Origin of the sequence: Streptomyces sp. NBC_00464, assembly GCF_036013915.1 — a bacterium.
Lineage (GTDB): Bacteria > Actinomycetota > Actinomycetes > Streptomycetales > Streptomycetaceae > Streptomyces.
The window spans coordinates 2083307-2095316 of sequence record NZ_CP107899.1; the positions used below are offsets into that span (position 1 = coordinate 2083307).

Here is a 12010-nt window from a genome sequence, read left to right on the forward strand (position 1 = left end):
GAGGCGGCAGGCCTCCCGCCCGGATCCCCATCTCGACAGAATGAGGAATCATGCGCACCGCACAACGCGTTCTCGTCCGCTTCGTCGCTCCGGCGACAACCGCTCTCCTCGCCACACTCGTCGCCGCACCCATGGCCTCGGCGACGCCCGCGCGGGCCGCGGCCGAGATCTGCGACAACATATGCGTCGACGGGGTACGCGCCGCCACCCACGACGGCTACGACCGCGTCGTCTTCGACCTGGGCACGGGCACCCTGCCGCAGGTCACCGTCAACCAGAGCACGAGCCCGGACTACGGACCCCCGAGCGGTCAGACGGCGAGCCTGGCCACCACCGGCAGTTCGTACCTCTTCACCGACCTCTATCCGGCCCGCAGCGGCGACTACACGGACACCAACCCGATCGTGAAGCCGTTCGCCCTGCCCACGGTCAAGGCCGTCCAGTACCTCTACGAACAGCACTCCCAGCCGTCCTTCGGCATCACGCTCGACGGGCCGGTCTCCCGCTACAACGTCTTCACCCTGACGGCCCCGAACCGCGTGGTCGTCGACATCTACCGCTAGGTCGCACCGTTGGAGCCCTGCACCGGTTCCTCCGTCAGGGCGGGGCAGGCGTCGAGCCGGCTGCGGTGGACGGCCGTGGTGCCGTTCAGCGGGTACGGAATCTCGTACCGGTAGCAGACGGGTCCCGGGCTGTAGCCGACGACGACACGGATGGTGGAGCGTTCACGCACGGCGCTCCACCGTCCGCCGGCCGCGTACGCGATCTCGGCATCGGTGAGGGTTCCGTCCTCCACGGCCCTCTCCAACCGGTACTCGGTGAGGCCGGACTTCTTGCCGAGCAGTTCCTCGGGCGGTGGGTCCGGCCTTTCGAGGAAGCCGGTGACGGCCGCGGTGACGGCGAGGCAGACGGCGACGATGCCGAGGGCCACCGCGGATATGGCCAGGGCCGCGCACCCGGTCCCACGGGACCGGGTGCGCGTGGTGGGTTCCTGTGTCACCGGGTCAGGATCACGTATATCCGATCTCGCCGAGGCGCTTCTTCATGACGTCGGCGTAGCCGGTGGTACCGGCGTTCTTGGGGTGGAAGGACTCGCGGCTGATGCACCGACCGCCCGTCAGGCCCCAGAGGCACGACGCCGGTTCGGCCGCGGGGTCGCCGTCGTGGAAGTCGCCGTCGCCGGCGGGGCCGACGACGATCTTGTTGATCCACTCGGGGTCGTCGCATCCACCGTGGCCGACGAAGGCGTTGACCGGGTCGGCGTATTCGATCTTGAGACCGGATTTGGCGCGCAGATCGTCCACCATCTTCTTCTGTTCGGCGTCGGCATAGTTGACCAGTTCGGCCAGGGCCTCGACCTCCGGCATGTCGATGTACCAGGAACCGGCGCACTTGACCGATCGGCTGAGGAGTTCGGGATACCCCATCAGGACGATCTGGGCTTTGTCCGCCTTGGCGGCGATCTTTTCCAGGACCGCACGGAGGTCGGGGATCATCCGGTCGACGATGGCCTTCTTGTCGGCCATGAAGGAGTCGGAGACGCAGCTGGTGATGTTGCTGCACTCCATCATCGCGCCCGCGAAGCCGCCCTCGTCGTTTCCGCCGAGGGTCAGCATCACGAGCGTGGTGTCGCTGCTCAGGACCCCCGAGTCGACCTGGAGCACTTCGTTGAACTGACCCTCCTTGTGCTTCTGCGGAACGTTGCCGGAGGGGACGGTGGCCACGTTCTTCGTCATGGCACCGGAACAGGCCGCGAAACCGAGTTCCGCGTCGTAGCCCCAGCCGTCCGTGTCCGCGCCGACCGACTCGGTCATGCCCGGCAGGACGAGCTTGCGGCCCCAGGCGTTGTCGCTGCGGCGGCAGCCGTTCCACTCCGACGTGCCGTGGTCCTTGTCGCTCTCGAAGGAGTAGTCACCGGCGCCCTCACCGGAACTGTACGAGTCACCGAGCACGGCGACCATGTGCTTGGGCTTGCCGAGGAGCGGCTGGAAGGCGACCGCGTCCCAGGCGATGTCCTCGCTGCCGGTGCCGTCGAGGGTGGTGTTCGACAGCCGGACGCGCGGCTTGCCGTTGACGTTGTAGGCGCCGAGCGACACCCACTCGTTCGTACCGCGCTTCTGGCCGATGGTGCGGTTCCGGGAGAAGGTGCCGTTGCCCGTGTCGATCTCGTAGCGCGCCTGCTGGGTGTGGGCCCCGTGGTCGGGCAGGTGCACCATGATGCGGACCCATTGCGTCATCTCGTAGCCCAGCGACCAGGTGCCGGTGGTCTTCAGACGCGCGCCGTCGGAGTCACTGGCCTTGCGGGTGTGCGAGAACCAGAAGTGGTTGCCGTACGCGGCACCGATCTGGTGCAGGTCCATCTTCCCGGACGGGGTGTCGAAGTCGAAGGTGAACGATCCGGCCGAGGAGACGTTGCCGCAGGTGCGCAGATCGGATCCGGCCGGCCGTGTGCCATCGGGCAGGTTGTCGACGATGTACGTGCCGGACGGGATCTCGGCCTGGCAGCGCGGCGGGTAGGCGTTGCCGTCGGGCTGTTCCGGATAGGTGTCGTCGAAGCGGTGGACGGGGTTGCCGCACTGGGCGCCGTCGTCACAGTCCTTCCACTTGACGTCCTTGTTCCACCAGCAGTAGAGGCGGATGGAGGAGCTGGGGTCGTCCAGCTCACAGGCGCCCTTGCCCTGGTCGTTGGAGTCGTTCTCGCCGATCTTGCCGGGGTTGCAGTTGTTGGAGGAGTCGCAGAACAGGTCCTCGGCCGGCTTGGCACCGGTACGCAGGGTGTCGCTGTTCCACCAGGCGGCCCGGTAGCCGGCCTGCATGTCGCCGGGGGCGAACATCGCGGAGATGGGGCGGGCCGCCCAGCCGATGACCTTCTCCTGGTACGGCCAGTCCTGCGGGTGCGCGGCGTGCGAGTAGTCGTCCTTGTGCTCGGAGTTCTCCAGGAACGGGGTGCGGTTGGCCTTCCACAGCGGGTTGGCCGGGTTGTTGGTCCAGCCCACCCCCCACTTGCCGCCGTTCTGGGACGCCTCGGACTGGGGATGGAATCCGGCGTTGTACGCCCACAGGGCGAACGTCCAGTTCTCGATGTACTTCGGGCTGCCCTCGTTGACGAGCATCCCGGCGTTGTACGTGTCGTTCCACTTGCCGACGAGGATGTTCACGCCCGCGGCGATGTTGGCGGTGTAGTCGAGTGCCACGGCCTCCTGCTGCGTGGTGGTCAGCGGCGTCTCGCCCGTCTTCTCCTTGCCGTGCACCCGCATGCCGTCGGTGACCTGGGTGATGCCGTAGCCGCAGTCGGCCTTCGTGAAGTCGATCTTCCAGGGGTCGCTCTGCTCGCCGTCGGCGGCGTACTCGATGCCGTAGTAGTTGCCGATCAGCGGATTGGCGGTGACACCGGGCACGGCGTAGCGGGTCGCCTGCCACATGTTGGACTCCTGCGCGGTGATGCCGAGCATCACCTGCGCGGGGATGTGGTAGTCCTCGTCGTCACCGGGGTCGCCCGCCATCGGTGCCAGCGGGAACAGGCTCTGCGGCTGGTAGGCGGCCATGCCCGTGTTCTTCCAGTCGGCCGCACGGGAGATGTGCTTGTTCAGGTTGCCGGTGACGGCCTGGTCCACGGCCCACTCGACCTGCCGGGGCGTGGGCTGGAACGCCTGTTTGCGGGGATCGCCGCGCGGCACCGAACAGTAGCGGTCCGCGTCCACCGGGCTCTCGGCGGCGGCACGCGGGGCCATCGTGGCGGGCTCCGGTTCGGGCAGCGCCGGCGAGGCGCTGGTGCCTGCCGTCATGGCCTTCTCGCCGCCCAGCATCTCACCCGCGGGCAGCGCGTCCAGGGTCACGGACCTGTCCGTGGACAGCACATGCACGTCGGTACGGACCGTGCGCGCGGTCAGCGCTTCCTCGGGGCGGATGCGCGAGTCCTTGCCGTCGGCCCACCGCGAGGTGACGGCCGCCTTCCCCGACGTCGATACGGTGGCGTCCTTGTCGATGCCCGCCACGTGCTTGACCGTGCCCGGCAGAACCCCCCGGACCTGGGCATCGCCGGTGACGAAGACCGTCCCCGACGCGGCACGCGCCAGGTCCAGGCCCGCCATGTCCCCGGACGCGAGCACGCCGGGAATTCTGCCGCCCTTGCCCGTGCCCGCGCTGATCTGCCCGGCGGACACGCGGCGCACGGCGCCCTGGGGCCGCTTGCCCCGGTCGGCGGCGCGGTCCAGGAACACCACACCGCCGTCCGAGTCCGGCTTGAGCTGGAAGGGCACGGCCACCGTCTCGCCGACGGTGTGCACCGACCCGTCGGCGTCGACCCTGGCCAGGCTCGATCCGCGCGCGGCCACGATGTCCCGGCCGACCGGGACGGCCGAGGTGACCTGGCCGTTCAGGGTCAGCGTCTTGCCCGCGGCGCCCCGCGCGCTGTCCACCCGGATCAGCCGCGTCTCGTTGCGCTCCGAGTCGTCGTCGGTGAACTGGGAGAACACGGCGTCCTCACCCGTACCGCAGCCGGGTGAGAAGTAGCCGAGCGTCGCCTGGAACGGCAGCTTGGTGACCTTGCCGCTGGTCAGGTCGACCACGGCGGTGAACGCGCCGCGTGTCATCATCTCCGGCTTGTTCGTGAACGTCCGGGGCGCGTACGCGACGGCCGCGCGCTTTCCCGAGGCGGTCACACAGACGTTGCCGATCCAGGTGTCGGTGTCGAAACCCGGTTCGGAGAGCGTCGCCGCGGTCTTCCACCGGTAGCCGTCCTTCGCGACGGCGGTCAGGACGTGGAACCCCGTCCCGTCGCCCGACGACGTCCAGATCCGGTCCGCCGAGTCCTCGTAACCGTCGCCCAGTACGGCACTCCGGCTGCCGGCGGGCACCACCGACGGGCGGAGGTCCTTCACCTCGGTGCCGCCGGCCGCGGACCAGCCCTCGGCAGCGCCCGGGGGCACGGGCTCGGCGGCGGACGCCGGCGTCTGGACCAGCCCCATCACCGTGGCGCACACGGCCAGGCCGATGACGGCTCTGCTCCTTCGGCGTATTCGGTGTCTGTGCTTCGGCATGTGTCTCCTCCAATGGGTGGGATATCCGGCGGGACCCGATGCATTCGCCTCGCGCCGTGAACCTCTCCTGACCAACCGTGGCTGCTTTTCGGGGCCCTCCGAGGGACCGGTCCGACGCCTGCGGAGCCACCATCTGCAGGGCTCCCGGAGCGGGTGTCAACAGCGTGGAAAAATAGGGGAGATGGAATGGCTGATTCTCCCCGCCACAGGGAACGTCGCCCCCTTCGTTCGGCACGCGCTCGTCGGCGCCGTCACCGGGTCTGGTAGGCGCGGCCGTCAGCGCCTGGGCTTCGCACCGTCCGCGTGGACACGCCCTCGCTGTCATCGCGGGGCCGACGGCGGGCCGGTGAAACCTCAGTACTCCATGACCGAGTCGATATAAACCTTCGGGTCGTCCGGGTCTGCACCGCCGGGGAAATCACCCATGACGGTGGTGGTAGAGGGGCCCGGCGTAGCTGCTGAACGTTCCCGAGTCCTCGACGTCCGCGGTGTCGGTGTAATTGTCGGCCAGCTTGAGCCGCATCGAATGGGCGACCCCGGTGTCATTGAAGAAGACGGCGCAGATCGGCTTGTCGTAGTAGCTGCTCCCCGTGGTCTTCCCGTTCGTCCAGGTGTATGTGGTCCCATACGTTCCGTACCGGGCCGCGCTGACGGAAATGGTGTATCCCGTTCCGCAGACATTGGCGGCAGCCGCGGCGACCCCCGCATTGGCCGCAACAATGCTCTTCGTCGTGTCGCTCGCCTGCTTGTCGACCGTGATCCCCTGAATATTCACGGTCGCGATCGGTGCACTGCCCGTCGGGCCGGTTCCGTCGGCCGCCGACGCGGCGGGCGCCGCCACAGTTGCGACGAGAAGGGCGGCGGAGATACCGGCAAGCCCAGCATAAATCTTCACTTTGCCCCCTAAATGTAAGCGCCATGTGATCTCGGCGTACGGAGAGTATCGCGACGCACACACATATTGCGAGATCTTTTTTCCGCCGTCTCGAAAAGAAATGAGCATTTGACATCCAATTCGCCATTCCTCTGGATATGGACAACAAGACGCCTATGCATAGACAAAGGGTTCGTTCACCTGGTCGACGGCGCCACCCGGGCGCACCACACCGCCCGCAGCCGCACGACGGCCATGGCGAGCGTGCCGCGCCCTCCGAACGGGCTTATATTTCACCGTATTTCGACGTCATGAACACCCCGCGGCGCGTTCGCCGGCCTCCGTGCTCACGGCTCCCTGCTCACGACTGCGTGCTCACGTCGCGGCTCCGACGGCGAGCACCGCCCCCTCGCCGCGCCGCCCGGCGGTCAGCAGAGGAGATCCTGCGTCTTCGCCTCGAAGTCCCTCACCTCGCCCGCCTCGGCTCCCGAGTCGAGCTTGGCGGCCACGATCGCCTCCAGATCACCGCACAGGCGGTCACGCTGGGCGTCGACGTAGTTCTTGACGCCGACGTACCTAGGCTGATCGGCATGACCACGCAGTCGCCCCCCTGCCTGACGCCGGAAGCCGCCCGGCTTCTCCAGGGCATGCTCCGAACTGAGATCGGCCCCGGCCTCAGCGGGCAGGAACTCGAGTTGGTCGAGCGGCAGTTCGGCTTCACCTTCTCCGCAGATCACAGGGTCTTCCTCGCCGCCGGGCTCCCCCACGGTTCGTCGGGGTGGCCCGACTGGCGAAACGGCGACCCCGAGGACCTGGCCGAGCGGCTGGCGTGGCCGGTGGAGGGCGTGCTCTTCGATGTGAAGCACAACGTGTTCTGGCATCCCGCCTGGCCGTCGAGGCCCGCGGATGCCGCCGACGCGCTGCGCGTCGCGCGCGCCGAGCTGGCGGCCGTACCGCAGTTGGTCCCGGTCTACGGGCACCGCTACCTGCCCGGCATGGCGGGCGAGTACGGGCACCCCGTGCTGTCCGTATGGCAGACCGACATCATCATTTACGGGAACGACCTCGCCGACTACATCCGACACGAGTTCACGGGCTGGGCAGGCAACGCCCCCACCGCCGCCCGGACAGCCGTCGACTTCTGGTCGTACTTCGTCGAGGACGGCCCGGGCATCGACGTCACCGCGCCCACGCCGTTCACCCCGTACGCCACGAGCGCACAGGAGGCCGTCGACTGCCTCCGGATGCTGGCCCTGGAACGCCTGATCGGCCGACGACACCACCCCGAACAGCTCATCGAAGCCGGCCTCACGGCCCTGGTCCTCGATGTCGAGGCGGAATCCCTCCCCCTCCTCGCCGGCCTGTCGCGCTCCGAGCACGAGCAGGCCGACGCGCTCTTCGACCAGGTCCTGCCCGAGCTCGATCTGCTTCAGGACCTCCCTGCCGACGCCACCAACCTCCCCTGGGAAGCGGCCCGCTGGGAACTCGTCCGCTGGTGGCTCCAGCTGATCGTGAACGGCCACCTGGACCCCGGCCCGGGCGGTGACCTGATCACGTACGAAGGCTGGGCCGCGTTGGCCCGGCCGCAGCAGCTCGAGCCACTGGTCGAGAAGACCGACGCGTACAACGCTTCGACGGTGATCCGACGCGGCGACCGGGCACCACTGGCGGATGCGATCGTCGAGGAGGCAAGGCGCCTGCTCGCCGGGCCCTGGCCGCCATTGAGCTGATCTCACCGCCGCGGACGAGGATCCCCGCCAAGGACTTCTGCGGTGTCGCCGCCGAGCGGAACCACCGATACCGGTCGGCCCGCCGTGCGTGGTCAGCTCGCCGCGGCGTCCCGTGCTGCCGTGGCTTCGAGCGCACCGCGCAGGCGGCGGATCTCGGCGATCAGGCGAGGAATGTCCTGGCGGGCGTTGGCGATGAACCGGGCGTTCTCGTCCCAGCGTTCGTCCGCGACATCGACGTAGCGCGGCTGCTGGACGAGAGTGGCGGCCACGATCTCGTGGTGGTCGAAGCCGGGCCGGCGTTCGCCGCGCCCCGTGTCGGGAACGGTGCTGACGGCAACGAGGCCCATGGCCCAGTCGTCGTCGAGTATCCGCAGGTACCAGGGACCAGGGGTCGTGGCCTCGGTGATTTCCTCGATGTCGGCGAGTTCTTCGTCGGTCAGCGGTTCCGGTGTGCTCATCAGCCCTGCCAACTCCTCGCGTTCGACCGGGTGTCGCTCTGCTGACCGCACAGAGGGGGCGGGGCCGGCCGGATTCGAACCGGCGTCCTCCCACATGCGGTGAAGGCGCGACGACCACTGCGCTACGAGCCCCGCCCCGGTGGGGATCGTATAAGCCGCCCGCACTCCGCCGCTTTCGAATTTCGCGAGCGCCGACGGATCACTCGGCTCGGTGCCGCAAACGGCGGCCGCGTGCTTGCCGCCCCAGCGGGACGGCGACCACGAACGAGGTCTGCCACCTGCAGCCACTGTCACCCCGCGGACAGGGAGATCGATACGACTTCACTCAACGACCGTAGTGGTAACGAGCCTTGAGGATCTTCACTATCTTTTCGTCGACCCGGTAGACCAGTCGGTGCTCGTCGTCGATGCGACGGGACCAGCACCCGGAGAGGTCTCCCTTGAGGGCCTCCGGTTTACCGATCCCCTCAAAAGGCGTTCGCTGGATTTCGCCGACCATCCGGGCCAGTCGACGGAGTGTCTTCCGGTCGGCCGACCATGAATCGAAGTCCTCCCAGCCGTCGGGATCGAAATGGACTTCCCTCACTCGGCACCCTCGGCCAAAGCGTTCAGCTCCCCCATGGTCTTGACGATGGTGGCCGCCCCCTCCTTGTCGCGCGCGACGGCAGCCATCAGCCGGGCGGCGTTCGCCGGACTCCGAAGCAGGTAGACCGTCTCCTGCCATGCGTCGTAGTCCTCGGCGGACATCAGGACCGCATCGCCGGCCCTGGAGGAGATCCGCTTGACCGTGTGGTCGTTGTTCACCTCTTCGATCAGAGGGAACAGGCGCTGTCGAGCCTCGCTCGCGCTCATGGTCATCGGCCACCTCTCTCCATTTCAAGTCGTACCGAAAACCGGTACCACTATCGTACGGGTTATTGGTACGTGACCCAAGGGAGCAAGGAGACGCGGGGCCGCTGCGGCCCCGCGTCTCCGGTCGGTCGTGTGCGTACAGTGCGCGCTCCGCGCCGTCACCGCCGGTCGCCGCTCCTCGCGCTCCGGGGGCGGAGGAAGGCTCCGGCGAGCAGGGCTCCGGCCAGGACCAGGGCGGAGTTGACCAGGATCGCGATCGAGACTCCGGAGAGGACGCCCTCGGGACCGGGGTCACCGAGCGCGGACATCCGGGCGGTGGCGATGGCGCTCATCACCGGGATACCCAGGGTGATGCCGACCTGCTGGGTCATCGTGGCGAGGCCGGTGGCCAGGCCCTGCTCGTCGTCGGGGAGGCCGGAGGTCGCGGTGACCATGAAGCCGACGATCATCAGCATGTTGCCGATGCCACCGATGAACGTGGCTGCCAGCAGGAGCCAGATCCAGGCCCCGGAGGTGCCGAGCGCCACCAGCGAGAGTGTGGCGACCGCCTGGATGATGCCGCCGGCGACGATGGTCGTCCGGTTGCCGAAGCGGCCGACGGCCCGGCCGCCGAGCGTGCCGCCGATCACCGTGCCGATGCCCAGGACACCGAAGGCGAGACCGGTGGCCAGGGGCGAGTAGCCGAGGACTTCCTGGAGGTAGAGCGTCAGCAGGAAGACCAGCGAGGTCTCGGTGACGAAGGCGATCAGGCCGGTGGTGTTGCCCCAGATGACGCTGCGGCGCTTGAGGATGCGTACGGGGACGAGCGGCGCGGCCGCCTTCTTCTCGACGAACCAGAAGCCGATGAGCAGGGCGATGCCGGCGAGGAGAGCGGCCAGGGTGGTGGGCGTGGTCCAGCCGGTGGCGCCGGCCTGGGTGAGGCCGAAGACCAGGAGCAGCAGTCCGCCGGTGACGGTCGCGGCGCCGGGGATGTCGAGCTTGGGCCGCTCGGCGGGGCGCGAGTCGGTGATGACGGAGGGGGCCAGGGCGACGACGAGGGCGGCGACGGGGACGTTGATGAAGAAGGCCCAGCGCCAGGAGAGCAGGTCGGTGAGGAGTCCGCCGAGGATCGCACCCGCGGTGAAGCCCGCGGACATCAGAGCACCGTTGAGGCCGAGGGCCCGTTCGCGCAGCGGGCCCTCCTTGAACGCGGTGGTCAGCAGGGCGAGGCCGGCCGGGGTGACGGCGGCGGTGGCGAGGCCCTGCAGGACCCGCGCGGTGAGCAGGACCTCGGGCGAGGTCGCAAGACCGCCGAGCGCCGAGGAGAGGCCGAGGACGACCATGCCGCCCACGAAGAGGCGCTTGCGGCCCACGAGGTCGGCGATGCGGCCGAACAGGAGGGTGAATCCGGCGGCGGCCAGGGCGAAGGAGGTGGCGATCCACTGAAGGTTCGGGAGGGAGAAGCCGAGTCCTTCGCCGACGACCGGCAGTGCGACGTTCAGGATCGAGAAGTCCACGGCAATCATGAACTGGGCGCCGAGGAGGAGGGCGAGGACGAGCTTCTGCCGTCCGGTCATACGGGGGGCCGCCGACTGCGCCGCGGCGGTGGCAGTGGTGGCGGGGGCGGTGACCGTGGTGGCAGCGGGGGCGCTGCGTTGCGGGGTCTGACTGGGTGCGGACATGGTCGTCCTTCCTCGGACGGGAGTTTTAACGGTTCTGTGGTTCCGTTAAGATGGAACGACCGTAGCAGAGGAAGCGCCATTAATGGAACTGGAGAACCGTTATGACGTCCGACAGTGTGGAACCCGGTACCGTCCGGCCCGGCGGGCGCACCGCCCGCGTCCGCGAATCCGTCCTGCGCGCGGCAGGTGACGCGCTGGCCGAGCACGGCTTCGACCGGCTCGACCTCGCCGATGTCGCCCGCCGCGCGGAGGTCGGCAAGACGACCGTCTACCGGCGCTGGTCCACCACCACCGGCCTGATCGCCGATCTTCTCGACGACATGGCCGAGCAGTCCCTGCCGCGCGCCAGGACCGGCTCACTGGCCGAGGACCTCCGGGCCAACGCCCGGCTCGTGCTCTCCACGCTCACCGATCCGCGCCAGGGCGCCCTGTTCCGCTCCGTGATCGCCGCGGCGACCTGCGACGCGCGCACGGCACAGGCTCTGCACCGGTTCTACGCGGTCCGCATCAAGGAGTGGTCGGGCTGTGTCACCGAGGCCGTCGAACGCGGTGAGCTCCCCGCCGGCACCGATCCGGACGAGGTGATCCGCGCCGTCTCGGCCCCCCTCTACTACCGGCTGCTGGCCAGCGGCGACCCCCTCGACGAGGCGGCCGCCGACCGCGCCGCCGAAGCCGCGGTCGTGGCGGCGAAAGCGGGTACGTACGTGATCTGAGCCGGACGTACCGACGTACGTGATCCGAGCCGGACGCCCACCCGCCGGAACGCCAAAGAGCCGTCAGACCGCCCGCAGCCGGGCCGCCCACGGGTGACCGGCGCCCTCGGCCAAGGTGATCGTCTCGGTCAGCCAGGCCCGCCGGTCCGCGTCGAGGACGGGCAGCGCGGCCTCGAAGTCCTGCTCGTCCTTGGGACGCCGGGACCTGGCCTTGTAGAGGAGCTGGACCTCGGGCGCGAGGTAGGGAACGCCGTCCCCGGAAACCTTCCCTAGCCGGTCCAGCGGAAGGCGGATCCTCGGGTCGCGGCGGAACACCCAGTCGCCGTCCTCCGCGTCGTCGAGCATGAACTGCACGCGCCACGGCTCGTCCGCGCACGGGCGGCACCAGATGTCGTGGACCTGCGGGGGCAGGATCTCGCCGGGGAGCCAGGGCCGCAGGGTGCCGGGCGGATCGGCGGCCCACCACTGCCCGTCCGGCAGGATCCGCTGGACGGCGAGCTGGTCGCGGCGGAGCAGGAGTACGTCGATGTCGCCGTGGTCCCGGTAGGCGCGGCCCACGGCCAGCTCGACCGCGTACCCGCCCGCGATCCACCACGGCGTGCGCAGCGGGGAGAGCAGGCGCACGGCATCGGCGAGGGACATCGGGTCCCAGGGGCCCCAGGGGGTCTCCGTGCGCATCGGCC

The 12010-nt window shown here is 69.1% G+C and carries 12 protein-coding genes and 1 tRNA gene; 3 read left to right on the top strand and 10 right to left on the bottom strand.

Translation table 11 applies throughout. From position 1 onward, the window contains the following. The first annotated feature begins 50 nt into the window (after window positions 1–50). Window positions 51–563, top strand: coding sequence for an AMIN-like domain-containing (lipo)protein (locus OG912_RS08920; protein WP_326738690.1), 513 nt, complete (start codon window positions 51–53; stop codon window positions 561–563). Here the strand turns inward: OG912_RS08920 and OG912_RS08925 are convergent. The 4 genes from OG912_RS08925 to OG912_RS08940 all read right to left on the bottom strand — a co-directional run bounded on the left by OG912_RS08925 (window position 560) and on the right by OG912_RS08940 (window position 6650). Beyond that, window positions 560–1000: a hypothetical protein gene (locus OG912_RS08925; protein WP_327708895.1), complete on the bottom strand. Its 441-nt coding sequence runs from the start codon at window positions 998–1000 to the stop codon at window positions 560–562. The two genes, OG912_RS08920 and OG912_RS08925, sit on opposite strands and share 4 nt — an antisense overlap. Window positions 1001–1010: 10 nt before the next feature. After that, window positions 1011–5039, bottom strand: a complete 4029-nt coding sequence (locus tag OG912_RS08930) for a hypothetical protein (protein ID WP_327708896.1) — start codon at window positions 5037–5039, stop codon at window positions 1011–1013. Between the two features lie 418 nt (window positions 5040–5457). After that, window positions 5458–5934, bottom strand: a complete 477-nt coding sequence (locus OG912_RS08935) for a hypothetical protein (protein ID WP_327708897.1) — start codon at window positions 5932–5934, stop codon at window positions 5458–5460. A gap of 407 nt (window positions 5935–6341) precedes the next feature. Further along, entirely contained in the window at window positions 6342–6650 is a 309-nt protein-coding gene (locus tag OG912_RS08940; RefSeq protein WP_327708898.1) for a hypothetical protein, read from the bottom strand. Between OG912_RS08940 and OG912_RS08945 the strand changes: the two genes are divergently transcribed. Then, window positions 6609–7643 (top strand): hypothetical protein, encoded by a 1035-nt coding sequence (locus tag OG912_RS08945; RefSeq protein WP_327708899.1) that lies wholly within the window; start codon window positions 6609–6611, stop codon window positions 7641–7643. The genes OG912_RS08940 and OG912_RS08945 overlap by 42 nt on opposite strands. Window positions 7644–7735: 92 nt before the next feature. On the opposite strand, the gene OG912_RS08950 is transcribed toward OG912_RS08945, so the two are convergent. From OG912_RS08950 to OG912_RS08970, 5 genes are all read right to left on the bottom strand, one after another. Then, window positions 7736–8101 carry a hypothetical protein gene (locus OG912_RS08950; RefSeq protein WP_327708900.1) on the bottom strand — a complete coding sequence of 122 codons (366 nt, stop codon included), beginning with the start codon at window positions 8099–8101 and terminating at the stop codon, window positions 7736–7738. Window positions 8102–8160: 59 nt separating this feature from the next. Continuing rightward, a tRNA-Ala gene (locus tag OG912_RS08955) sits at window positions 8161–8234 on the bottom strand. A 192-nt stretch (window positions 8235–8426) separates the two neighbouring features. Beyond that, complete coding sequence (locus tag OG912_RS08960; RefSeq protein ID WP_327708901.1) at window positions 8427–8687, bottom strand: Txe/YoeB family addiction module toxin; 261 nt, start codon at window positions 8685–8687, stop codon at window positions 8427–8429. Beyond that, window positions 8684–8959 (bottom strand): type II toxin-antitoxin system Phd/YefM family antitoxin, encoded by a 276-nt coding sequence (locus tag OG912_RS08965; protein WP_327708902.1) that lies wholly within the window; start codon window positions 8957–8959, stop codon window positions 8684–8686. The genes OG912_RS08960 and OG912_RS08965 overlap by 4 nt, the downstream gene beginning before the upstream one ends. Window positions 8960–9111: 152 nt before the next feature. Then, window positions 9112–10614, bottom strand: coding sequence for an MFS transporter (locus tag OG912_RS08970; RefSeq protein WP_327708903.1), 1503 nt, complete (start codon window positions 10612–10614; stop codon window positions 9112–9114). 101 nt (window positions 10615–10715) lie between these two features. On the opposite strand from OG912_RS08970, the gene OG912_RS08975 reads away from it, so the two are divergent. Continuing rightward, window positions 10716–11327 (top strand): TetR/AcrR family transcriptional regulator, encoded by a 612-nt coding sequence (locus OG912_RS08975; RefSeq protein WP_326738684.1) that lies wholly within the window; start codon window positions 10716–10718, stop codon window positions 11325–11327. Window positions 11328–11390: 63 nt separating this feature from the next. Here OG912_RS08975 and OG912_RS08980 read toward each other — a convergent pair whose 3' ends face one another. After that, window positions 11391–12005: a nucleotidyltransferase domain-containing protein gene (locus tag OG912_RS08980; protein ID WP_327708904.1), complete on the bottom strand. Its 615-nt coding sequence runs from the start codon at window positions 12003–12005 to the stop codon at window positions 11391–11393. Window positions 12006–12010: the final 5 nt, after the last annotated feature.